This is a genomic window from Saccharothrix sp. NRRL B-16314 (assembly GCF_000716595.1).
Taxonomy (GTDB): domain Bacteria; phylum Actinomycetota; class Actinomycetes; order Mycobacteriales; family Pseudonocardiaceae; genus Actinosynnema.
This window is the reverse complement of record NZ_JNXC01000008.1, coordinates 60,571-85,061: the sequence shown is the minus strand read 5'-3', so window position 1 is coordinate 85,061 and position 24,491 is coordinate 60,571. Positions and strand designations below refer to the sequence as shown.

The 24,491-nt window shown below is 70.7% G+C and carries 16 protein-coding genes; 5 read left to right on the top strand and 11 right to left on the bottom strand.

The window, feature by feature from the left end:
• Positions 1–5: 5 nt before the first annotated feature.
• Positions 6–3,077, top strand: a complete 3,072-nt coding sequence (locus OQ02_RS15380) for an OmpL47-type beta-barrel domain-containing protein (protein ID WP_156077064.1) — start codon at positions 6–8, stop codon at positions 3,075–3,077.
• 148 nt (positions 3,078–3,225) lie between these two features.
• Positions 3,226–3,702: a VOC family protein gene (locus tag OQ02_RS15375; protein WP_051772348.1), complete on the top strand. Its 477-nt coding sequence runs from the start codon at positions 3,226–3,228 to the stop codon at positions 3,700–3,702.
• A 46-nt stretch (positions 3,703–3,748) separates the two neighbouring features.
• Here the strand turns inward: OQ02_RS15375 and OQ02_RS40960 are convergent, their stop codons facing one another.
• Positions 3,749–4,807: a hypothetical protein gene (locus tag OQ02_RS40960; protein WP_156077063.1), complete on the bottom strand. Its 1,059-nt coding sequence runs from the start codon at positions 4,805–4,807 to the stop codon at positions 3,749–3,751.
• A gap of 239 nt (positions 4,808–5,046) precedes the next feature.
• Here OQ02_RS40960 and OQ02_RS15365 point away from each other — a divergent pair, with 239 nt between their 5' ends.
• Positions 5,047–6,060: a heme-binding protein gene (locus OQ02_RS15365; protein WP_033439093.1), complete on the top strand. Its 1,014-nt coding sequence runs from the start codon at positions 5,047–5,049 to the stop codon at positions 6,058–6,060.
• Between the two features lie 48 nt (positions 6,061–6,108).
• Here OQ02_RS15365 and OQ02_RS15360 read toward each other — a convergent pair whose 3' ends face one another.
• From OQ02_RS15360 to OQ02_RS15320, 9 genes are all read right to left on the bottom strand, one after another.
• Positions 6,109–7,386, bottom strand: coding sequence for a ferritin-like domain-containing protein (locus OQ02_RS15360; RefSeq protein WP_081915665.1), 1,278 nt, complete (start codon positions 7,384–7,386; stop codon positions 6,109–6,111).
• Positions 7,383–8,189: an HvfC/BufC N-terminal domain-containing protein gene (locus OQ02_RS40955; RefSeq protein ID WP_051772346.1), complete on the bottom strand. Its 807-nt coding sequence runs from the start codon at positions 8,187–8,189 to the stop codon at positions 7,383–7,385. The genes OQ02_RS15360 and OQ02_RS40955 overlap by 4 nt, the downstream gene beginning before the upstream one ends.
• Positions 8,179–9,015 carry an MNIO family bufferin maturase gene (gene bufB, locus OQ02_RS15350; protein ID WP_051772345.1) on the bottom strand — a complete coding sequence of 279 codons (837 nt, stop codon included), beginning with the start codon at positions 9,013–9,015 and terminating at the stop codon, positions 8,179–8,181. The genes OQ02_RS40955 and bufB overlap by 11 nt, the downstream gene beginning before the upstream one ends.
• Positions 9,015–9,641 (bottom strand): hypothetical protein, encoded by a 627-nt coding sequence (locus OQ02_RS40950; RefSeq protein WP_156077062.1) that lies wholly within the window; start codon positions 9,639–9,641, stop codon positions 9,015–9,017. The genes bufB and OQ02_RS40950 overlap by 1 nt, the downstream gene beginning before the upstream one ends.
• A 611-nt stretch (positions 9,642–10,252) precedes the next feature.
• Positions 10,253–11,221, bottom strand: a complete 969-nt coding sequence (locus tag OQ02_RS15340) for a hypothetical protein (RefSeq protein ID WP_051772343.1) — start codon at positions 11,219–11,221, stop codon at positions 10,253–10,255.
• Positions 11,222–11,250: 29 nt separating this feature from the next.
• On the bottom strand, positions 11,251–12,777 hold the full coding sequence (locus OQ02_RS15335; RefSeq protein WP_033439091.1) for an OmpL47-type beta-barrel domain-containing protein: 1,527 nt from the start codon (positions 12,775–12,777) through the stop codon (positions 11,251–11,253).
• 24 nt (positions 12,778–12,801) lie between these two features.
• A complete protein-coding gene (locus tag OQ02_RS15330) occupies positions 12,802–16,767 on the bottom strand; it encodes a ThuA domain-containing protein (protein ID WP_033439090.1) in 3,966 nt (1,321 codons plus the stop codon).
• A 33-nt stretch (positions 16,768–16,800) separates the two neighbouring features.
• On the bottom strand, positions 16,801–17,856 hold the full coding sequence (locus OQ02_RS15325) for a multicopper oxidase domain-containing protein (RefSeq protein WP_081915664.1): 1,056 nt from the start codon (positions 17,854–17,856) through the stop codon (positions 16,801–16,803).
• A gap of 493 nt (positions 17,857–18,349) precedes the next feature.
• Entirely contained in the window at positions 18,350–20,851 is a 2,502-nt protein-coding gene (locus OQ02_RS15320) for an SdrD B-like domain-containing protein (RefSeq protein WP_081915663.1), read from the bottom strand.
• 238 nt (positions 20,852–21,089) lie between these two features.
• On the opposite strand from OQ02_RS15320, the gene OQ02_RS15315 reads away from it, so the two are divergent.
• Positions 21,090–21,755 (top strand): hypothetical protein, encoded by a 666-nt coding sequence (locus OQ02_RS15315; RefSeq protein WP_231500046.1) that lies wholly within the window; start codon positions 21,090–21,092, stop codon positions 21,753–21,755.
• A gap of 7 nt (positions 21,756–21,762) precedes the next feature.
• Here OQ02_RS15315 and OQ02_RS15310 read toward each other — a convergent pair whose 3' ends face one another.
• Positions 21,763–23,082, bottom strand: a complete 1,320-nt coding sequence (locus tag OQ02_RS15310; protein ID WP_033439089.1) for a right-handed parallel beta-helix repeat-containing protein — start codon at positions 23,080–23,082, stop codon at positions 21,763–21,765.
• A gap of 63 nt (positions 23,083–23,145) precedes the next feature.
• On the opposite strand from OQ02_RS15310, the gene OQ02_RS15305 reads away from it, so the two are divergent.
• Complete coding sequence (locus tag OQ02_RS15305) at positions 23,146–24,276, top strand: Dyp-type peroxidase (protein WP_033439088.1); 1,131 nt, start codon at positions 23,146–23,148, stop codon at positions 24,274–24,276.
• The last annotated feature ends 215 nt before the right edge of the window (positions 24,277–24,491 follow it).

The following is a 24,491-nucleotide window of genomic DNA, read 5'->3' as shown; positions in this document are numbered from 1 at the left end:
TCGGGATGAAGATCACCATGCGGAAGCGGGCCACCCTCGCCCTGCTGGGCGCGGCGCTCGTGGCGGGCGGGCTCAGCGCCGTGCCGGCCCACGCGACCGAACCGGTCGACCCCGGCCTGGTGGCCTGGTACAAGCTGGACGAGACGGCGGGCACCACGGCCGCCGACTCGTCGGGCAACGGCAACGACGGCGCGGTGCACGGCACGGCGGCCTGGCGTTCCGGTGACGGCTTCGGCTTCACCGGCGGCGCGGCCAGTGCGGGCAACGCGGTCAAGCTGCCGGACGACCTGCTCAGCGGGCTGGACGAGGTGAGCGTCGACTTCGACGTGTCGGTCGCCGCGGACCTGCGCGGTCTCTGGTTCATGTTCACCCTGGGCAACCAGCAGACCTGGCCGGACGGCAACGGCTACCTGTTCGTGACCGGCTCGGACACGAACGCCAAGCTGCGCGGCGCGATGGCCGAGAGCGGTTTTCACACCGAGCAGAGCGCGACGGCCCAGTCCGCGCTGCCGACCGGCGTGTGGAAGCACGTGACCTACACCGTCAAGGGCGGCAGCACGACCGCGCCCGGCGCGGCGAGGCTCTACGTCGACGGCGCCCTCGTCGCCGAGAACACGAACATCACCTCGACGCCCGGTGCGATCGGCGAGCCGAACGGCACGTCGACGCACAACTGGCTGGGTCGCTCGGCCTACGCCGCGGACAACTCGTTCAAGGGCTCCTTGCGCGACTTCCGCGTCTACGACCGGGCGCTGACCGACGCCGAGGTGACCGGGAGGGTGGCGGTGAAGGCACAAGCGGCGGTGGACGCCGTCACGCTGACCGACGCCGGCGGCGTCCGGGGGAACCTCACCCTGCCCCGGACCGGCGCGTACGGTGCGACGCTGGCGTGGCGGTCCAGCGACGAGAGCGTCGTGACCGGCACCGGCGAGGTCACCCGGCCCGCGCAGGGCGGCGAGCCGGTGACGGTGGACCTGACCGTCACCGCCACGCTGGGCGGCGGCACGGCGACCCGCACGATCCCGGTCACCGTGCTCCCGATGCCCGCTCCGGCGGCACACGAGGCGTACTTCTTCCCGTACTTCGTCGGTGAGAGCACCGACGACGGCGAGAAGATCTACTTCGCCGCGTCGAAGGGCAACGACCCGCTGTCGTGGGACGAGCTGAACAACGGTCGTCCGGTGCTCACCTCGACGATGGGGGAGCAGGGCCTGCGCGACCCGTTCCTCATCCGGTCGCACGAGGGTGACAAGTTCTACCTGCTCGCGACCGACCTGAAGATCTTCGGCGGGAACAACTTCAGCGAGGCGCAGGAGTCCGGCAGCAAGCACCTGATGGTGTGGGAGTCCACCGACCTGGTGCACTGGTCGGAGCAGCGGATGATCAAGGTGTCGTCGGACTTCGCGGGCAACACCTGGGCGCCGGAGGCGTTCTACGACGAGGCGTCGGGCAACTACGTCGTCTACTGGGCGTCGAACCTGTACCCGACGACCGACGTGGCCTCCCGCGACTTCCGGACCTCCTACAACCGGATGGTGTACGCGACCACGCGCGACTTCCGCACGTTCAGCGAGGCGAAGCCGTGGGTGGACGTCAAGCGGGGCACCGGTCTCGGCATGATCGACGCGACCGTGGTGCGCGACGGCGACACCTTCTACCGGTTCATCAAGGACGAGGCGTCCATGACGGTCAGGCAGGAGAAGTCGGCCGACCTGATGGCGCCGGTCACGGGGACGCTGCCGACCACGTCGTCCTCGCCGTGGTCCCTGGTCCGCGAGCGCATCGGCGTCGGCCAGCCCAACCCGTGGGGCGGGACGTTCACCGGCGGTGAGGGCCCGACGGTGTTCCGCGACAACGCGGTGCCCGGCCGGTGGCACATGATGATCGACCAGCCGAGCTACCACGGTGGCCAGGGGTACCTGGCGTTCCGGACCGACGACATCGCCTCGGGTGTCTGGACGTCCGTCCCGGACTCGGCGCTGCCGCGCAGCCCGCGGCACGGCACGGTCATCCCGATCAGCCAGGCCGAGCTGGACGCGCTGCGCGCGGCGATGCAGCCGAACCTGCTGGCCGAGTCGGTCGCGTCGGTGTCGGTGCGCACCCGTGAGGGTGTCGCTCCGGCGCTTCCGCCCACGGTGGACGTGACCTACGCGGACGGCTCGACCCGGGCGACCGCGGTCGACTGGGCCGACGTCGACCCGGCGCAGTACGGGTCGTGGGGCTCGTTCCAGGTAGAGGGCACCTTCGTGGGCCAGGCGGTCCGCGCGTCGGTGACGGTGATCGTGACCGACAGCCTGGACCCGACGGTGTCGTTGAGCACGACGCCCGCTTCACCGACCGGCGACTGGTTCACGGTTCCGGTCGAGGTGAAGGCCACGGCCACCGACGAGAGCGGCGTGCAGTCCACCGAGATCGCGGTGGACGGCGGCTGGCGGACCACCGACGTGGTGACGCTGACCGACGGCCGGCACACCGTGCAGGCGCGGGCGACGGACATCACCGGGAACGTGTCGAACCCGGTGACCAGGGAGGTCGACGTCGACACGCAGGCGCCGGTCAGCCGTGCCTCGTGGGACAGCGCGGCGCGGTCCGTGTCCATCGCGGCTGCGGACGACACGTCCGGCGTCGCGCGGGTCGAGTACCAGGTGGGCGACGCGGCCTGGGCGACGTACACCTCGCCGTTGACCTTCGGCGATGTCGCCACGACGGTGCGGTACCGGGCCGTCGACCACGCCGGCCTGGTCGAGGAGGGCAACACGATCTCCGTGCCGCGCGAGACCCTGGACCCGAGCACCACGGCCGCGACCCTCAGCCGGGACGCGGTCAAGCAGGGCCGCGACGTCTCCGCGCTGGTCGAGGTGGGGGGTGGCTCGTTCACCCCGACGGGTGCCGTCCGGATTTTGTCCGGCGGTGACCTGGAGGTGGGTCGCGCGACCCTGGTGGACGGACGTGCGACCGTCGCCATCGACACCGCCACGCTCGGCACCGGCCGCTGGCCGTTGACCGTGGTCTACGACGGCGACGCCAACCACGCCCAGTCGACGACGACGGTGGTCCTGAAGGTCAACAAGCACTAGCGCCCGTCGAAGCGGTCGTCCTGACTCCTCGTCGGGACGACCGCTTCTGCTTGTCCGATCCGGCACCCGCCGGGCAGACCACCCGGAGTCACGACCACACTTGTCCGACGAAAGTGCCCACCTTGTCGGAACGAGCGAGGAGTTCGAGATGGACGACACCGACCAGCGGGAGCCCCGCTCCGGGCGCGGGACGGTCCTGCGGATGGACAACGTCGCCATCGTCGTGGACGACCTCGCGGCAGCCGTCGCGTTCTTCACCGAACTCGGACTGGAGCTGGAAGGAGAGGCGACGGTCGAGGGCAGCGCCGTGGATCGCCTCGTCGGGCTCGAAGAGGTCCGCTCCGACATCGCGATGATGCGCACCCCGGACGGCCACGGACGGATCGAGCTGACCAGGTACCGGACGCCGTCGAGCCGGGAAGGCGACCCGCGCGCTCCCGCGAACACGCTGGGCCTGCATCGCGTCATGTTCGCCGTGGAGGACATCGAAGACGTCCTCGACCGACTGCGGCCACACGGAGCCGAACTGCTCGGCGAACTGGTGCAGTACGAGAACAGCTACCGGCTCTGCTACCTCCGCGGCCCCGCGGGCATCCTCGTCGCGCTGGCCGAGCAGGTCGGGTGACGGGTCGAACGGGCCGGCCCGGGAGCCTGGCGCACGACCCGTCGGGTCAGGCCAGGGGAGCGGAGACCGGTGCCACGGAGGCCGGGGCCACCGAGGCCAGCCACCGGGCGGCTTCGTCGGCGGGCAGCACGCGGTCGAGGGTCAGGGCGGGCCGCATCAGCGGGTAGCCGCGGCCGGTGTTCCAGGCCCGCGGGTAGGGAGGCGGGTCGAGGACGACGACCCGGCGTCCGTCCACGGCGGGGATGTCGGCGGGAACGCCCTCGTTCCAGATCCACTCGCCGTGCGCGTCGACCAGGTTGAACTGCCCGTGGATGGTGTTCGCCGGCTGCGGATCACCGTCGGTGGCCGCCGCGATCCACGCGGGGTGCGGGGGAGTGCCCGGCAGCAGCCCGTGCGCCGGGTCGCCGATCAGGGTCGCTGCCAGCAGCGTGTGCAGCTGGAAGTTGTCGCCGACGCCCCCGAGGGTCAGCTCGTAGCCGGCGCCGGTTTCGCGGTGCAGCACCACCAGCGGTTCGTCGTCCAGCACCCGCAGCAGGCCTTGCAGCCAGAAGGCCGCGCCGAAGTCCTCCGCGCCGGCGCCGGCGACCGCGATGAGCCGGTCGCGGTGCGGCAGTTGCGAGCGCACCGCCGGGCGTTGCAGCGGCAGCAGCAGGCCGCTGCTCCACGGGTCGGCGCTGAACCACGCTTCGGCCAGGCCGTGCTCGGCGGCGGGCAGCCGTCCGAGGACCGCGGGGATGCTGTCCGGGTCGGCGGGGTCGGGCAGCTCGCCGTCGCCGAGTTCGTGCCACCGGGTGACGAATCGGGCGGCCCGCTCCAGTGCGTCGGCGACGCGCAACGCCAACGGGGCGAGCGCGGGTGTCGGGTCACCGCCCCGGTAGACCAGTTCACCGGTCAACCGGGCGACGTCACCGCCGTTGCCCAGCGAGATCCCGGCGAGCGCGGAGCCCAGCACGGCGACGGCGGCGGACAGCTCCGCTTCGTCGGCGAGGTCCGCGCGCTGCGCGAGGGCTTCGAACGCGGTGCCGTAGGCGTGGTCGTCGCGCCTGGTCAACGCATCGAGCACCTCGGCGCACAGGTCTGGCAGGGCCTTGCCGTCCATTCGCACGCCAAGATCGTAGGGGCTGGGGCAGTCGCACCCCGCGACGGGCTCGGACCTATCGTGTGACGGCAGTGCCACGACGGGTGAGACCCGCCGGGTGCCCTTGAACCGCGTTGTCACACGGCCGACGATGCCCCTGGGGCCGACTGCCATCCGCTGCCCGTGAGACGAGCCGGCCACGGCAACGACACCGCCCTCGTGCCCCGGCGTTACCGTCACATTCGCGGACAGCACTGGAGCGCGCAATGCCCCGTGAGGCGCTAGTCACCGAACTGACTTCGTTCCAGCAGCAGCTGATGGGCACGTGGACGAATCAGAACCTGCCCGGCACGGACAAGGGCGACATCACGAACCCGTACTCGTACAACGTGATGCCCCTGCCGCAGCAGTCACCCCAGAAAGACGTGTCCCTGGGCTACATCCTCAAGAACTTCACCTACTACGAGACGATCGTGTTCAGAGGCCAGAAGTCACTGGAGGACAAGGACGAGGTGCTCCTGCCGGTCGCGGCGCCGAACCGGGGCAGCACGTTCCAGCAGACGCCGTTCGTGGTGTTCTACGACCAGCAGATCCGCTTCGCCGAAGGCCCCGGCCGGGTCAAGCTCGACCAGCCCGGTCAGGTCGTGCACGAGGAGAACGGGGCCTGGCTGTACCTGAAGACGGAGAAGCAGCAGATCGGCCCCTACCCCTACCCGATCGGGAACCCCCTCCTCGAACCGGGCGACCCCGACCCGCAGCCCTCGACCCAAACGCTCTGCAAGCAGATCTCCGTGCCGCACGGGGTCTCGGTCGTGGCCTTGGGCTTCTTCGCGGCGGGCAGCGGTGAGCCGACGATCCCCGCTGCACTGTCAGTCCTGCCGATGCCCGAAGGCCTCGACACCCTGCCGTACCCGTACGGGCTGGAACTCACGGACGACGACAACTACCAGAACCCGCAGCCCCTGCTGACGCTGGACATCACGTTGCCGATCAAGGCCGCCATCGCGGATCTGCGCAACGCAGGCAACCCCGTCACCGACTTCATCTACTGCCAGGTCGACGACACGAACGGCGGCGCCGTGGTGGACATCCCCTTCGAGCAGCAGCGGGCGGCCACCAAGGGGTACAGCGCGGTGTACTGGCTCATGTCGATCGACGGCGGGGCCAACTACGACATCCTCGCCTACACGCAGCGGATCCTGATCGACATCGAGATCAACTCGACGCACTACACCTTCCCGCACCCGACGTCGAACGTCGTGACCAGGGTGAAGGCCTGACGCCACCGTCCACACCCCCCACCAGGAGGGTGTGGACGGGCAAACTCCCTAGTGGTGGGGTGCGTGGAGCTCGGGCATCTGCTTGCTGATCAGCCAGAGCACGCTGTTGTCGCCACCGAGCGCCGGGTAGTGCGGCAGCACCCGCTCGCACATCTCCTTCAGGTGCTCGGTCATCGGCCGACCCTCGGGGAACCGGTAGTGCTCGAACGTCGGCGCGGCGTTCATCCCGGCGTGGACGCCCTCGGTGATCGGTGTGCGGACCAACTCCTTGATCACCCCGAACAGCAGGCCCTGCATCGCCGCGATGAACGTGCGCTCCAGCCCGTACCGCGGGCTGTACGCGCCCGGCCGCACGTCCTGCCCGCTGGTGTTGTAGAGCTCGTCCAGCATGGCGAGCACGTAGGTGTAGGCGGCGCTCGCCAGTTTTCCCAGGTCGCGGATCGGACCCTCGGGGTAGTCCGCCACGCGCGGGTTCTCCGGCACCGGGTAGACGTCCCCGATCAGCTCCCAACCGTCGGCGATGCGCTTGAACTTCACGTAGTGCGGCGCCTCGACCAGTCCCGGCTGCTGCTTCGCCACCGGGTCCTCCGGGTAGACCGGCACCTCCTGGTGGTCCGGATCGGTGCCCTCGCCCTGCTCCACGATCACATTGATCGCGCTGAGCGCGGTGTGCAGGTCGTGCACGACGACCGGCGCACCACCGCCACCCTCGTTCCAGTAGGTGTTGATGTACTGGAGGTCCAGCCGGTTGTGGGCGAACAACTCCCTCTCCCGGTCCGGGTCCACCCGGGTCGGCTTCCCCGGGTCGACACCGCACAGCCGCTGGAAGCCGTCGAAGATCGCCTTGTAGAACTGGCCGATCGTCTGGTACTCGCCCGCTTCCGGCGGCGCGTCCACCTTCGCCGGGAGCTCCAGCGGCATGAACACGTCCTGCACCAGGTCCGTGGTCAGCGGGGCCAGCTTCAGCTCCAGCTCCGGCACCCGGAACAACATCGGCTCGGGGTACGCGGGCACGAACTTCGCGTGGTCGAACTTGATCTGGTCGCCGTACCCGATGGCCACGATCAGGTTGCGCACGAGGGACAGGTGCAGCATCTCCTCCACCACGATGCTCTTGATCAACCGGAACGCGCCGGGCCCGGACGACCACTGCGACACGTTCTGCGTCTTGATCGAGTACGCGGCGTACAGGTACAGCGGAATGGTCGACAGCTCCAACTTGGCCGCGTCGTAGAGGTGCGAGAACAGCGACTCGACGGTGTCGATCGGTCGGTTCGCCCTGGGGATCGAATACGCTGCGGGCACAGCGGGTCGTGTGGCGGTCATCGGTGCGGCGTCCTTCCGTTGATTCCGACGATCAGTCGTTCGGCCAGCCACGTGCGCACGCACACGGCCGTTTCGTGCGGGGCCAGCCCGGCGTCGACACCGGCCCGACCCAGGGGCGTGCCGGCCCGCAGTGCCGCCAGCAGCCGGAAGCGCGGTTCGTCCAGTTCGGTCACCGTCACCACGAAGTCGGTGCGCGACAACACCAACCGGACCTCTCCCGGCGGCGGCAGCGGCGGGTCGTGGCGGGCGCGCACCGCGACGGCGAAGGTGTGCACCGGGAAACCCGCTCGCACCAGCCGCAAGCACTCCACAGTGGACACTGACGTGCCGGCCCAATCCTCGTCCTGCGGCTCCGGCGCGGCCGGCGGCGGTCCGCGGAACTCCGCGCCGGCCGCGGCGTGCGCCTCGGTGAACGCCCGCTCGAACCGGACGACGTCGAACAGCAGGTCGATCCACGGCTCCCGCTCTCCTTCCGTCACATCCGGACGGGTGGCGGCCAGGTGTTCGGCGAAGCCGGCGCCGAGGGCTTCCAACGTGTAGCTGCGCGAGGGGCGGGCGCACAGGTAGTCCCGGGCGAACCCGTCGAACAGGTCGGCGCCGAGCAGGTGCCGGGCCACCGGGTAGTGCGCGCCCAGGCAGCCGAGCAACCGGGTGAGGTAGCCGTGCTGGTAGATCGCCAGCCGTCGGGCCGCGGGCAGCCGGGCCGTCCCCACCAGGACGTCCGCCACGTCACCGGTGCCCTCCGGGTCCAGGATCGCGCCCTGCAACCACGCCTGGAGCCCGCGCAACCGCTCAGCCGGCACCGGCGGTCCGCTCCCGCGCCTTGTCGAGCTCGGCGGCCAGCACCGGGAACGGCGGGATGCGGTCGTCCCACTCGAGCAGGACCGACATCGCGGGCAGCCGGTCGGTGGTGAACGCGTACAGGTCCCACACCGGGTCGGCCACCGGCTGGTCGTGCGTGTCGATCAGGTGCGTGCCGCAGTCGGTGTGCCCGGCCAGGTGCAGGTGCACGATCCGGTCGACGGGCAGCGCGCGGATGTAGTCGTAGGGGTCGAACTCGTGGTTGACCGCCGACACGTACACGTTGTTCACGTCCAGCAGCAACCCGCAGCCGGACTCCTCGGCCAACCGCGCCAGGAACTCCGACTCCGGCACGGTCGACTCGGCGAAACCCAGGTAGGTGCTGGGATTCTCCAGGACCAGCGGCCGTTCCAGCACGTCCTGCGCCACGCGCACCCGGCGCACCACGTGGCGCAGCGACTCCTCGGTGAGCGGCAGCGGCAGCAGGTCGTGCGTGTTCACCCCGAGCACCCCGGTCCAGCACAGGTGGTCCGACACCCACGCGGCGCCGACACCGTCGGCCAGCCGGCCCACCCGTTCCAGGTAGTCCAGGTCGAGCGGGTCGGTGCTCCCGATCGACAGCGAGACACCGTGCAGCGCGACCGGGAACCGCTCGGCGACCTCGTCGAGCAGGTACCGGGCGTAGCCGCCGTTGTCCAGGACGTTCTCGGTGATGACCTCGAACCAGTCGACCCGGGACGGCTCGCGCAGCACCTGGTCGGCGTGCCTGGCGCGTAGGCCGACGCCGAAGCCCAGGTCCGGCAGGCCGAGCCGGTCAGGTCCGGGCATCAGGCACGGCCGACGTAACGCGGCAGCACGTGGGGTTTCCGGGGCGTCTTCGGCTTCGCGGTCATGTCCGCGAACAGCTTCGCGCGGTCCGACTCGTACTCCGGCACGAGGTCGTTGCGGCAACCCTCGCCGGGCGCCGGTCCGAACGCCACGCCGGCGTCCCACAAGCGGGCCTCGAACCGCTTGCGCGCCAGCTTCCACACGCTGGTCCCCTTGAACGGCCCGGCCGACGCCACCCGGCACTCGTTGATGGGACTCGCGCAACTGCCGTTGTACCTGCACGACTGGTCACCCGGCTTGGTCTGCTCGAACTCGCTGCCGGTGTAACCGCACCCGCCCTGTCCCCGGCAGTCGTTTTCGCCGTGGCAGACGTGCAACGCGGTGGCGCAGCTGCCCGTGCCGGGAAGCACCGCGACGCGGAGCGCGTCGTGGTACATGCAGGCGTTCAGCCCCATGCACACGTGCAGTTCGAGCACTTCCCGGTTCAGGTTCGTGGGCCGGCGAATGCCACCTGCCTCGTGGCTGCCCTGGCGCTTCTCGCTGCCGGCAGGACCGCCGGTGAGGAAGAGCGCCGCCTGCTTCTCGGTCAACCCACCGTTACCCCGATCGTTCGTGCTGCCCGCCATCGTGACCACCTTCCACCGCGCAGCGGCGGTCGAGTCCCGCACAGAACCGGTCAAACCCTCTCTACACCTCGGGTATGCCGGAAGTCGCAACAGTCACGGCGGCCACCCCCGTTCGTGGCCGAACGTCATCAACCCGAGGCGGTCCCACGTCACGTTCAGTGAGGACATGCTGGGGTCAGGGCCGCTCTCACTTGAGGCTGAGCGCCCCGAACTGATGTCGGACGCGACCAGGTGCACGGTGCTGCGCGCACGGTCCACAGTGGCGTGCCGAGCGCGCCGCGACCGCCACGCGCACCGTGAGCCGACAGGTCAGCCGGATCGCCCATCCGCTCGACGGTGTCCACGGCGGTGTCGGCGAACTTCACGGCGTGCCCGTCGTGCCGCGTGGCCGACGCGGATGACGCCGTGCGTGGAGCCCGCCGCGATGCCGGGGAGCGGGCGCGGCGGGCTCCACAGGGACGTGTCGGACGCGTGCCCGGCGCGGACCACGGCCTCGACCGTCGTGGGACCGTGGTCGGACAGCCGGCCGTCTCCGTTCGGCTGCCGACCACCCCTCATCCTCGCGGTGACAACCCCTTGCTGCTGTGCCGTGCGGTAACGCGGCCGGAACTTCAGAGCTGTGCCGCGCCCTTCGCCGCCGTGGACGCGCCGGCCTGGGCACGGCGTTCGCGGGCACGTTCCTCGGCGGTGCCACGAGCGCCGTCGGCCGTGGCGGACGGCGACGGCGCGGTGTGGTCGCCGACGATCCCGCCCCGGATGCTGTTGTTGGCCGCCACCTCGGCCACCGGGTTGTTCGCGGTCAGGCGCAGGGCGCCGTTGACGATGTTGTCGTCCAGCGTCGTGCGGCCCGCCGTCGTGTTCGAGATGGCGACGTCCCTGGCGAAGTAGCCACCGGAGGCGCAGCTGTCGAGACCGCCGTTCGGGCCGAGCTGCACGCCGCCGAGGTTGCCGGCGAACGTGGCCCGGCCGCCGACCGCGGAGCCGCAGACGACGCTGCCGGTGGCGTTGTTCAGCACCGACAGCGTCCCGTCCACGAACGTGTCGTGCAGATCGGTGAAGTACGCCGCGTTGGTGCTGACGTTGCCGGTGATCTCGCTGCCCGTCACGCTGACCTCACCGACGCCCGCGGTGACGTCGCCGTCGACCTTCGAGCCCTGCTCGGCGAACAGGAAGCCCTCGATCGTGGCCGAGCCCTTCGGCTCGACGACCACTCCGCCGGCGTCGGTGTTGTTCAGGAACAACCCGAAACCGCCGGCCGCCAGGGTGATGCGGCCGTCGACCCTGGTGTCGGTCGAGTCGAAGTAGCCGTCGGCCGCGACCTGCACCGCGCCGTTGACCGTGCCGCCGTCGATCACGAGGTTGGCGCCGGCGGCCACGCGGACGTTGCCGGTGACGGTGGTTCCTTGCAGCGAGCACGACTCACCCGGCGGCACGTACAGGTCGCTGGGCACCGTGACGGCCCCGCCGCTGCCGACGCAGTACATCACCAGGTCCGCGTGGGCGTTCTGGGCGGTGCACATCACCGACGCGGTGACGATGGCGCTCACGGTCGCGAGCGCGGATGCGGTCCGGCTACCCATCTCGATTCTCCCTGCTGCTGTGTGGGGAACTACTCGCCGATGTCGGATCGCGAGGCAGCGCGCACGATGGCGCTCTGCTCCCTGGAGGTGAGCACGCCCCTGGCCACCAGGTCGGAGGTGACCAGGTCGACGTGCCGGACGAACGCGCCGTGGTCGGCGTACCGGCCGTCCTGGTCGACGAGGTCGCTGACGGTGCAGCCGTTGCCGGTGTCGGTGTTCGGGACGCCGGTGTCGTCCTGTCCGATGATCACGGTCGCGCGGGTGTCGGAGTCGGGGCAGGCGTCCCCGCCCGGCTCGACCACGGTGAGGGTGACCGATTTCTCCGCGGCCGTGTTGCCGGCCTTGTCGGTGGCCCGGTACCTCACCGCGTGCGTGCCCGCGGTGCCGACCACGACCGCCGACGAGTAGGCGGTCCACCCACCGCCGTCCACTGCGTACTCGACCCGGTCCACGCCGGACTCCGGGTCCGTCGCGGTGATCGTCACCGTCGCGCTGTCGACGTAGTCGCCGTCGGGGTTCGTCGCACCGGACACCACCGCGGAGGTCGACGGTGGCGTGGTGTCGCCGGGCGGTGCGACGACGGTGAAGGCGACCATGCCCTCGGGCGAGACGTTCCCCGCGTTGTCGGTCGCCCGGTAGTGGACCATGTGCGAACCGGGCGCGGTGACCTCGAACGGTGCGGTGTAAGCGGTCCACGGTCCGGAGTGCAGCTGGTACTCACGGCTGCGGACCCCGGATTCCGGGTCCGTCGCGGTGACGGTGACGGTGGCCTTGCCGACGTAACGGCCTTCGGCGTCCTTCGTCCCGGCGACGTCGGCGGACACCTCGGGCGGCGTCGAGTCGGAAGGCGGCTGCACCACCCGGAACGACACCGATCCGATCTCGGAGGTGTTGCCCGCCCGGTCGGTCGCGCGGTACTGCACGGAGTGGTCGCCGATCGCGGTGACCCGGACGGGTTGGGTGTGCGGCACGAAACCGGTGTCGTCCACCTCGTGCTCGACCAGTGCCACCCCGGAGCCCGCGTCCGAGGCGGTCACGGTGACCGTGGCCTCCCCGACGAAGTCGCCGGCGGAGTTCTTCCGACCGGTGACCTCCGCCGTCACGGTCGGCGCGGTGGTGTCCTCGTCCCCGGCGGTCACGGTGAACTCGCCGGCCATCGTGCCGTGGCCGGGGATCGTGCACAGGTACCGGTACTTGCCGGGCGTGAGCGTGACCGTCGCCTCGTGCCTGCCGTTCTGCGCGTCGAACGGGTTGGCGAGGATGTTCAGCGCCACGTCCTGGTTGTAGCCGGGGGTGGCGGTGTCGAAGGTGAGGGTGTGCGGCATCCCCGTCGTGTTGCCGGTCGCCTCGCTGTTCTCGAAGACGATCTTCGTCACGCCCGCCGCCGCGGTCGTCGGCGCGGACTTGTAGCGGGTGATGTCGTTGTCAGCCGTCCAGGTCAGCACCTGTTCCTGGGCGTGGACGGGAGCGGCGGGCAGGGCGGAAGCCGGTATGACGGCGGTCAGGGACACCCACATCAAGGCGGCGGCCACCGCGGCGGTCGGACGTCGGAACATGCTGCACCTTCCCTGAGCGCTCGGCTACCGGGACCGCACTCGGATGTTGCGGAAGTCGATCACATCGTTGGCGCCGTGGTTCTGCAGGCCGAGGAAGCCCGCGGCGAACTGGCGCAGGTCCGTCGGCGGATCGCCCGCCCGGGACGACTGCTTGCCGGGTGCGTTGTCGAACTCGTTGATCACCACACCGTCGCGGATGATCGTGTAGTGCTGTCTGACGACACGGATCTCGTAGTCGTTCCAGACGCCCTTGGCGGGCGTGCCGGACGGCGGCGGTCCGATCGGGTCGAAGTTGTAGATCGACCCGGTCTTCTGCGGTTCACCGGTCGCGCCGTCGTAGATCTGGACCTCGTGCCCGCAGTAGATCGCCACCCACGCGGGTGACGTCCGCGCCGAGCCGACCGTCCCGCAGCTGCCCGGCGGACGTTGCTCCACCGGGGTGCGCGGGTCCGGGAACCTGGTGAACACGCCGCTGTTGGCGTGCGTGCCCTCGGGTGACATGTCGCGGAACTGCAACTTCACCGAGAAGTCGCCGAACTGCTTGCGGGCGTACCACAGCATGCCGAGCCCGCCGGAGGAGCGCAGCGAACCGTCCGGCTGGATCGAGAACGATCCCGACGGTGCTTGCACCCACCCGCGCAACGACTCGGCCGTGCCGTCGAAGACGGGCTCGTACCCGGTGTTGTCCGCCGTGCCGATGTCCGAGCCGGCGGCCGTGCGGGCCAGCGCGGTGTTCTCCCGGCTGGTGATCACGCCGTCGCGCTGGAGCTGGTCGGCGACCGCGGTGACGTGCCGGACGAAGGCGCCGTGGTCGGTCCACGGGCTTTCGTCGTCGATCAGGTCGTTGATCGTGCAGCCGGCGCCGACGTCCTCGTTGGCCACGCCCGAGTCCGATTCGCCCAGCCACACCGTGGCCCGGTCGTCGGGGACCGCGCAGCCGACCTCCACGGCGACCGGCACGACCTGCGTCTCGCCGTCGGCGTAGGTCACGGTGAGCTTGGCCTGGTAGTCGCCGACCCGGGCGTAGGTGTGCCGGGGGTCGGCCTCGGTGGAGGAGCTGCCGTCGCCGAACTCCCAGCGGTGCGACACCCCGCCGGACCGCGAGCCGGTGAAGGCGACGGTCAGCGGCTTGTCCTGCACCGCGACGGAGGTCGCGGCCGGCGCCGGTGTCTTGGCACCGCCCCGGTAGGTGATCCGGACCAGCTTCTGGTTCGCGTGCAGGCTGAAGAACCCGCCGCCGTAGTCGAGCAGGTAGAGCGCGCCGTCCCGGCCGAACTTCGCGTCCATCCAGCTCTGCACCCGGTCGTTGCCGAGGCCGCCGGGGATGATCGCGCGCAGGGTCTCGGCGAAGGGCGGGGGAGCGGCGGTCGGCACGCCGGCCGGGTCGACGGTCACCGCGACCCGGTTGGCCGAGTTGGACTGGTCGCCGATGAACCACTTGTCGTCCCAGTACTCCGGCCACGCGACACCGCTGCCGGTGTCGACCAGCTCCCGGTGGTAGGTCGGGCCGGTCATGATCGCCTGGCCGCCGCCACGCAGGTACGGCTGCGTGTAGGTGGCGTCGGCGGGGTTGTAGGTCGGGATGCCGCTGCCGTCCGGGCGGGCCGGGAAGACCGGACCGCCGCCGCCCGGCGCGTACCAGATCATGTTGTTCTTGACCGGCGGCAGGTCGACCAACCCGGTGTTGCGCGGTGAGTGGTTCTTCGGCGCGTCGCAGTCGTACCACCCGGTGAGCACGGTCGCGTCGGTGGTGCTCCGGTCGCGGTACGGCTGCTTGTTGCCCATGCAGTAGGGCCACCCGTGGTTGCCCGCCTCGGTGATGATGGTCGCGGTCTCGTACTTGGCCGGACCCAGTTCAGGGCTGGGCACGTTCGCGTCCGGACCGACCCACGCCGCGGTCAGCCACTGGGTGACGGGGTCGACCTGGAGGCGCGAGATGTTGCGCACGCCCATCACGTAGATCTCCGGTCGGGTCTTCTCGACGCCGGGCGCGAAGAGGTTGCCCGGCGGGATCGTGTACGTGCCGTCCGGCTCGGGGTGGATGCGGAGGATCTTGCCGTTGAGGTCGTTGGTGTTGCCGGCCGTGCGACGGGCGTCCTGGAAGGACAGCCCCTGCCACTCCGCGGTCCAGTTGTTGCCGGAGTAGCCCTGCGACCCCAGGGAGGAGTTGCTGTCACCGGAACCCACGTACAGGTTGCCCTTGGCGTCGAACGCCATGCCGCCGCCCGCGTGGCAGCAGCTGTGCTGCTGGACCTCCCACTGGAGCAGGTCCTTGCGGGTGGCGAGGTCGATCGTCTGGGACGTGTGGTCGTAGGTCAGCCGGGAGACGGTCCGCTTGCCGGTCCGCTTCTCCCGGTCGACGGTGTCGTGCGGCATCCAGTAGACGTAGAGCCGGCCGTTCGCGGCGAACCCGGGGTCGGGCACGATGCCGAGCAGGCCCTCCTCGTTCTTGACCAGCTCGGTGCCGCTGCCCCGGTTGCCCATCACCGGCAGCGTCGCCAGCAGCTTCACCTGCTTGGTGGCGGGCTCGAACTGGTGGATCGTGCCGCAGCCCAGGCCCACCTCGGGGTCGGCCCAGTCGACGACCGGGCCGGTCGGGCAGGCGGCCTTGCCGACGTAGAGCACGGTGCCGTCCGGGGTGACGGTCAGGCCGTGCGGCTCGCCGATCTGGTCGAGCCGACCGGTCTGGTTGGCCGCGGTCAACCGCTCGATCCGGTAGTTCGCCGCGATGGTGGCCTGGCAGTCGCCGCGCACCAGGCCGGTCGTCCACTGGAGAGCGCCGGTCAGGTGGCGGCGGAAGGCGTCCTCGCCGTAACCGTCCTCGGTGTGGCCCATGCCGGTGTAGAAGGATCGCCCGCCTTCGTAGTCGCGGCACCAGGACACCGGGTGGAACGGGCCGTTCGCGCCGGGACCGGGGTCGTAGTGCCGCTCCTCGACCTGCGCGACCGCGTGCACGGTGCCGACGGGGCTGGGCGTCCAGTTGTACCAGCGGTCCGACCGGGTGATGTTCAGCGGCAGGCCCTCGTTGGCCGGGTGCTGCCGGTCGACGAGGTTCACCACGGACCGGTGCACGTCCGGGTCCGGCACGGGCGTGGGGTCACCGGAGAACAGGCGCAGGTCGGCCAGCTGGGTGATCGGCTCGCCCGAGTTGGCCGTGACGCTCAGGCGGTAGTGCTGGAACGACCGCGGTTCGGCGATGGTGAACGTCCGGCTCTGGTAGCGCTCCTGGAACGCCTGGCCGGTCTGGCGGTCGAGGTCGGTCCAGGTCGTGCCGTCGGCGGAACCCTGGAGCGTCCAGTCCTTCGGGTCACGGCCCGGCGCGTCGTTGGCCGAGGTGAGCGCGTAGCGGTTCACCGCGACGGCCGCGGGCAGTCGGTAGGCCGCCCACGGCGTCTGGCTCCGGACCAGCCACTTGGTCTCCGGTTTGCCGTCGGCCAGCATCTCCTTGGTCTCGTTCGGCGGGTTCTCGCCGCTCGCCGTCACCGCGTTCACCGTCTCGGGAGTGGCGTTGGTGCCCACGGGCCGGGTGCCGATGAGGCCGGTGAACCAGGCGGACTCGGGCTGCGCCTTCGCGGCGTCGGCCACGCCGAGGAAGCCACCGCCGGCCTTCATGTAGTCGCGCAGCACCGCTTCCTGGTCACGGCTGAACGTCACGCCCGCCGCGGACAGGAACACCACACCGCGGTACCCGGCGAGGTTGTCCGCGGTGAAGGCGGCGGGGTCGGACGACTCGTCGACGGTGATGCCGTTGGCCGCCCCGATGTCGCGGAACGCCTGCGTGGCGCGGGCGACCGGGTCCTGCTGCTCGTCGGCCGGGCCGTGGAAGACCAGCACCGACGTCGGCGCGGCAGCGGTGGTGGTCGGCGGCGACGGCACCGCCGGGGAAGCGGTCGCGTAGCCGGGTGATCCGCCGATCAGCACCACCGCGGCGGTCACCGCCGACAACGCCCTTCTCCCGCGTCGTCCGCCTGAAGAGATCCCTGGCCTCATCCCTCACTCCTTCGTCGTGGCCTGGCCACGAGGTCATCGCGATGGCGAGTGCTGGTGCTGCCCGTGCCCCCGGGCAGGTCCTCGTCCGGCTGCCGCGCCGTGGTCGTGCCCGCGGAACCGGTCGATCGCCTCCTGCGCGCCGGGCGGCATGGTGCCGTCGGCGTTGCGCACGAGGAAGATCCCGGACATCCCGGTCTCCGAGTGGCTCTGCACGTGGCAGTGGTACATCCACGCGCCCGGGCCGACGCCCTCGCCCGCCATCACCTGGAACCCGAACGAGCTGCCGGGGTTGAGGTCCTTGTTGTCGATCACCTGGCTGGGGTCGGACAGGCCTTCGAGCATCCCCGTGCGGTTGTCGGCCCACCGGTGCGCGTGCAGGTGGAAGGTGTGGAACTGGTTGCCGTGCCCGATCGCGACCCACTCCACCCGCTGGCCGAGGTTCGCCTCGAACATCGGCGTGTCCGGCGCGACCCGGTTGTTGATCGTCATCTCGTTGAACACGACGGTGAACTGCTTGTCCGGCAGGATGTCGCCCCGGCGGCGCACGACCAGCGCGCCGTACAGCCCCCGGGCGATGCCCAGGGAGCCGTGGTCGGTGCCCATGGCGTGGTCGTGGTAGTGCCAGTAGCCCGCGTTGCCCGGCATCAGCCGCCTCCCCGCCGTGGCCACCATCTCCCGTGAGCGCCAGGTGTACGTGCGCGTCTCGCCGGGGTTGTTGAAGGAGGCGTTGAGCGGGCTGCCGTCGGACTCGACGCCGTAATCGACGCCGTGCGGGTGGATGGACATCCGCCGGTCGGTGTTGTTGACCAGGGTGACTTCCAGCGTGTCGCCCTCGTAGATCTCCAGGACCGGACCGGGGATCGTGGCCTGGCCGGGTGCGAGTCCGTACCCGTACTGGTTGTCGGGCAGGGCTTCCGCGTACAGGGTGACCTTCTTGACCACACCCGTCTGCGCACTGGCGGCGTGCCGGGAGGACGCCGGTCCCAGCGCCAGGGCGGCGGGCACGGCCAGTCCTGCCGTGCCGGTCGCCAGCACGGTGCGACGGGACACGAGCCTGGTGAACCAGCCGGGTCGGTCGTGCTCGTCCATCGTTCTCCATCCGGTCGACGGAATGCGTGCGAAAACGGCGTCGGAGTGGGTGAGGGTACGACGGGGAGCGGGAACAGGCGGCTCGCGGAATGAACGGCCCGCGTATTCCCGGCGCGTCGAACAAGCCGTCCGCCGCGTGGTCGCGCGGACGACGTCGAAGGTCGTGGTGGTCCAGTCAGCGGTTCGGCGAGATGGCAGTCTTTCGCGTCAACCATCTGCAACTTATGCATGGTTTCAACAAAAGTGAAGGGCCAAGTGGCCTAACGGACCGGACAGTCCGTGTCAGGTCTTGCGAGCACGCGCCGGGTTACCGGAAGGATTCCGATGGGGACGCGCGCGCATAGCGGAAAAGCCGGCGAGGCCGCAACGGCTGATAGGGGTGGGAATTCCGGGATCGCGACCCAGTGGAATTCCAATGCAACGCCGACAGGGCGGGCGGTCGACGTGACCGCCCGCCCTGTCGGCATTGGCTCAGGTGTCCGAGACCGGACTTTCAGTCCTGCTGGGCGCGGCGTTTCCGGCTGGCGAACGCCAGTGCCCCACCCGCTCCGAGGACCAGCACACCGAGCAGCGCCACCCACGGCAGACCGCCGGAGACACCGGTCTGCGCGAGCGAACCCGGGTCCTTGGCGGCCGGCGCCGTCGTGGTCGGAGCCGGTGTCGTCGGCTCCGTGGTCGTCGTCGGCGGTGGCGTCGTCGTGGTCGGCTGCGGCTGGGGGATGTGGACGCCGGCGTCGATGGTGTGATCGACCTCCCCGGCGTTGGCCGGTGCCGTGACCGGCGCGAAACCGCTGCACAGCGGCCCTGTGGTCGGTGGGACCACGTTGGAGTCGTGCACCCGGTCCTCACCGACGACCGGCAGCGTGAACCGCAGGTCGGCGGCGGGCGGCTGGCTCGGCACCTTGCCGGTGTTCGCGGTGCAGACGTTGAACTGCACGGTGTACTCCGCGCCCGGCGTCAACTCGTAGGCCGCGCCGACACCGCCGAAGTAGTACTCGCCCGCCGCGTCGGTCTTGGTCGTGGCGACCTGCTTGCCGGAGGCGTCCAGCAGGTTGATCGTCGCGCCCGGCAGCCGCACGTCCGCCGGGTCCTGGACGCCGTTGCGGTCGCCGTCGAACCACACCAGGTTGCCGATCTGGATCGGCGCGTTCGCCGCCTGGTACGCGATGGCGCCCAGCCCGCCCGCCTTGCCGAACCCGTTCTGGTTCTGGCCGACGAACTCGTAGGCGTTGGCGGTCGGGTTGTGGCCGGGGCCCTCACCGGTCGTCGTGTGGTAGTAGCCGGTGCCGCCGGCGGCGACGTTGACGGTCGGGTCCATCTGCGTGCTGACGGCCCACGGCTGCTGCGGGATGTAGGCGACCGCACCCTGCGCCGCTTCCTGGTGCGCCGCGCGTCCGGCCGGGCCCTGCTGGGAGAAGTAGTCGCCCGGGAAGTACTCGACCACGGCGTCCTCCTGGACGCCGTCGTCCAGCCCGGTCGTGTGGTCGGCGCAGTTCCCGGTGCCCTCCCAGGAGTAGCCGCCGCCGGGGTTGGCGCAGGCCATGGCGATGTCGCCGCCGGAGAAGCCGTTCTGGGTGGCGTTGTTGCCCGGACGCGGGTCCAGCGCGCCCCAGCCCACCACGTCCATGAACCGGTCGCGGAACCCGAGGATCATGGACCCGTCGCGCGCGAAGGCCAGGCTGGCCAGGTGCGGCTGCGGGTCGATCATCGCGCCGCCGCCGGTCAGGTCGTGCTCGTCCCACCGCGACAGGTCGGTGTCCCAGGGGTTCCAGTGGTTGCCCTGGCCGTCGGGGCCGACCCGGCCGGCGATGATCACGCCGCGCTCGAAGCCGAGCGGCTGGGTCAGCACCGCGGTGAACTGCGTGCCGTCGTAGGCGTAGACCACGGCCCGCAGGTCCGCTCGGTCCTGCGTGCTCTCCGCGCTGCACACACCGCCGACGTAGAGGGTGCTGTCGTGCGCGGTGACGGCGAACGGCCGCCAGTCGGTGGACGCGGCGCAGCCGGGGTCCGGGATCGGCACCGTGGCCGAGGGAGCCGCGGCCACCGACCCGGTGGCGTCGAAGCTGACGAGGGTCCGGGTCAGCAGGTTCACCGCGTGCAGCGTGGAGCCGTCCTCCGACAGGGCCAGACCGCCGATGCCCTCCTTGCCTGGCGCGTCGGTGAACCCGGCGTCCTTGATGAGGTAGTCGGTGTCGTGCGGCGTCACCGTGGCGCCCGCGACCTTCGCGAACAGGGCCGGCGCGCCGCCGCCGTCGACCGGCACGGTGTAGATCGCGTCACCGCCCTCCGGCCCGTACAGCGTGTGCCGCCGGGCGAACGCGCTCTGGAACAGCCGACGCCGGTCCTTGTCGTAGGCCAGGCCGAACGTCGTGCCGACCTGCGCCTGGGTGGCGAGCACGGTCGGGCACGCGACGTCCTGCGGGCACGTGCCGCGGGTGTCCACCCCGAACGCCACCAGCGCCCGGGTGTCCGTCCCGTTGCCGCCGTTCTGGACGGGCACGAAGTACCGGGCGTCCGGCAGCGCGTAGTGGACCGGGTTCCAGACGCCGGTGATCACCGAGTCGTCCTTGCCGTCCGACACGTCCACGAACGTGGTGAAGCTGTCGAAGTGGTTGGTCGCCGTGGACGCCGGTGCCGCCCGCAGGTAGTCGCTGTACGGCTCCGGGACGGTGACGTCGACGCGGTAGTGACCGCCGGTCAGGGCGGTCGACGGCGGCACCACGACCTTGCCGGTGGCGTCAGTGACGCCGGCGACGTGGTGGCCTTCCCGGTCGGAGACGTCGACGTTCATGCCCTGCTGCGGCACGTCCATCGTCGTGTTGATGACGCCGGTGCCGAAGAAGTCGCGCAACACCTGGACGGTCAGCGTGCCGTCCGTCGCCGACGCCGCGGCCGTGCCGGCTGTTCCCCCGGTGATCGCGCTGGTCACCAGCAACAGACCCGTCAGCCCTACCCGCGCCGACCGACCCGTGCGCGTCCGGGTTGTCCGGATCATCGCTGTTCCCCCTGCGGAAGTAGTCGTAATCCGGTATAGACAACCAGAATTGCGAGTACACGTGTGCCATACGATTGGGTGAATCAAGGTGTGAAACGCATTGCTGTTAGCATCCCGGCGCGTGCCTAACGTGCGAGTCCGGCGACCCTTCCCGCAGCGTCGGCGGTCACAGCGACGATGGATCATAAGCGTAGTGGGCGTTGTGGTGGCCGCAGTAATCGGGGTTACCACGTTCGTCGTGCTGGATTCCCCTTCCGGGACAGCCGATCCGCGCGCGCTGACCTCGGACGAGGTGAACCGGCTGGCGATCACGCGATTCCGCAACTACGAGGCGGGTGGCCGCGCGGTGACGATCACCGTGCCCACCACCGCCGGAGGCCTGGTCGTCACCGGGTCCGTGGATTACCGAGCGGGACTCGGTTATGGGGTGGTGCGCGGCTCCGGGCGCGACACGTCCAGTGACGGGCTGATCCAGTGGACCACTACCACCGTGTTCGTCCACCCGATGGGGGATGCGCCGGTGGAAGCGCCGGCATCGCCGCCGGCGTCGGAGTGGCACCGACGTCCGCTGCAGAAGTCCGGCAGCTCGTTGGACAGCGCGCTGCTCATCGCGCTGAGCCTCGGCAGCGACCGGCCGGACAACGCCGAACTCCTGCCCCAGAACGGTGCTTCGTGGGTCGGCCAGGACGAGGTGAGGGGCCACCGGGTGGACGTCATGTCCGGTCCGGCCGCGCGCGGGAAGCCCGGCACCACGGGGAACGTGCGCTACTGGATCGACTCGGACGGCACCATGCACCGCGTCGAGGCCGATGTGGACTCCGAGCCGCAGCCGGTGGTCATCGACCTCGGCGCCGGGGAGTACGTCCCGGTCCAGCCGGCGCCGGGCGTCACCCCGGCGGGTTAGGCGCCGTTCAGGCTGTCCGCATCAGTGCGGCTTCGGCGAGCAGCGCTGTCGAGGGCAGCGGGATCTTCTCGACGTCCGGCAGGGTCGGAACGGCTGGGACCTCGGTGGTGGCGGTGGGGGACTGCGGCTGCACGGGAGGCGCGGCCACGTCGGTGAACGGGATGCCGCGCGGTGGCTTCGGTCGCGCCCACGTGCCGGACGGTGACTGGTCGGCGGCCGGGCAGGCCGCGGTCGTCACGAGCCGGTCGGGCGCGGTCGTCGTGAGGACGTTGTCGCGCAGGCAGTTCCCGCGTCCCCTGGTGGCGGTGGGGAACACCCAGCCGACGTCGACGCCGTTGGCCGCGAACGCGTTGCCGGCGACCTGGTTGCCGTTCGGCGGGATGTCGGCGGTCGCGGTGATCACCAGGCCCGCGTCGGCGTTGCCCTCGACCCGGTTGCGGACGACCTGGTTGTCACTGCCGCCGTCGATGCCGATCCCGATGCCCCACCCGCCGTCGGCCTGCTCGGGGGTCGACGCCTGCTGGTTGGCCGCGACCAGGTTGCCGGCGACGACCGAGCCCTGCTGCGGCAACAGCTTCTCCTGGTGGTCGGAGCTGGTGGTGAGCCCCACCCGGTTGCCGACGAGGCGGTTGCCGACCACGTACACGTCACCGCTGGCGTTGGTGCCCTCGTAACCGACGGCGTTCAGCTCGGCGATGTTGTCCCGCACCACGATCCGGCACGGCTTGCACTGGCCGACGTAGATGCCGGAGTCCGCCGAACCCGACGCGTACGAGTGCTCGATCACGCCGTCCTGCGCGGAGAACGCGTAGATGCCGTACAGGCCGTTGCGGGTCGCGGTGACGTGGGAGACCAGGAACGACTTCAGGAAGGTGACCGGCTCGTCGCCGGTGTCGTAGCCGCCGCTGCCCGGGGTGCCGGCGGCGGCCCTGGCCGAACCGGTGACCAGGACGCCGTTGTGCGTGTTGTTCTTCACGGTCAGGTTCTCCACCGCCACACCGGGAGCGGTGACGACGACGCCGTTGGGCTGCCGCAGCTGCCCGTCGATGACGACCGCGTCCCGCGACTCGCCGCGGAGGGTCACGCGGGCCGTGTCGACCTTGACCGACTCGTGGTAGACGCCCGGCGCGACCAGCACGAGGTCGCCGGACTGGGCGAGGGACACCGCGGCGGAGATCGTCGGCGCGTCGGCGGGCACCCGGATCGTCACGTTCGCGCCCGCCGGTCGACTGCCACCGGCCTCGGCCGAACCGTCGTCGCCGACACCGCAACCGGCCAGTGCGAGCGCCGGCACCGCCGCGATCACGGCCAGACCGAAACGAAGCATGGGCCCAGTCTGGCACGACCGCCGGATGCACCGCGGCGGGGCGGATCTGGCACCCTCCACAGCGTGCGCCGAGCCGAGAACCACCCGTCACGCCGCGCTTTCCTCGGCACCGCCGTGCTGGCCGGCTTGGCCGCCGGGTGTGAACCGGGTACCGGTCAGCCGGACTCGCGCGACGTCCCGCCGGTGCCGCCGACGGGTCCTCACCAGGCGGGCATCACCACCCCGGGCGAGGCCCAGCGCAACCTGCTGGTCGTGGTGGCGGACGTGGAGGAGGGTGTCGCGGTCGGCCCGCTGCTGGCCGAACTCGGCGAGGTCGTCCGCGCGCTCACGGCGGGGACCGACGTGCGACTGCTGGGCTCGTCGCCGGGTGATCTCACGGTGACGATCGGGCTCGGCCCCCGGTTGGTGCGCGTGGCAGGCGCTTCGCTGCCCGGCACGGCGGACCTGCCGCAGTTCTCCCGCGAACAGGTCGACCCGCGGGCACGTGGCGGTGACCTGATGGTGCAGGTCTGCGCCGGTGACCCGGTCGTGCTGTCGATCGCCGCCGCCGCGTTGCTGGACCAGGCCGGTGACCGGGTGCGCGAACGCTGGCGCCAGTCGGGGCATCGCGGTTCCACCGTTCCAGTGAACGAAGGCCTTGCCGCGCCACGGAACGTGTTCGGCTTCGTCGACGGCATCGTGGGCCCGCACACGGCCTCCCAACAGCGTCGAGACCTGTGGCTGGCCGGTCCGGCTCCGGTCGCCGGCGGCACCATCGCCGTGCTGCGGCGCATGGAACTTGACCTGCCGAAGTTCGCGGCGTTGTCCGTGGCCGACCAGGAGGCGGTCTTCGGTCGCGGCAGGGACACCGGCGCACCGCTGTCCGGTGGTCACATCGCCACCGACCCGGACCTGGGCGCCAAGACACCGGACGGGCGCTACCTCATCCCGGTCGGCTCCCACGTCCGCCGGGCGCACTCCGCGGCGGTGGGCGTCGGCCTCATGCTGCGCCGCTCGTACAGCATCGCCGACCCCTCACCGGGCCTGCTGTTCATCAGCTTCCAGAACGACCTCCGCACGTTCACCAACACCCTCACCCGGATGGACACCGACGACGCCCTGCTGCCGTTCACCACGACCACCGCCACCGCAACGTTCCTCGTGCTGCCAGGCTTCGACCAACAGCGCCCACTCGGCAGCACCCTGTTCCGCTGACTTCGAGCATGCTCAGCTTTATAGCTTCAGTGCTGACAGAATCCAGCGCCGATTGGCAGAGGGCGTGGTGAGTGTCGTCTACACGCACTTCTTCGTGGAATCGCAGGGGTTGTGCGACGCCTCCGCGGTTCGTCCTGCGCGACGATGACGGCGTCCCCGGAGTCCTGCGCGCCCTCACCGAGGGGCGGGGTTTCCGGCCGCGGTGATCACTGCGT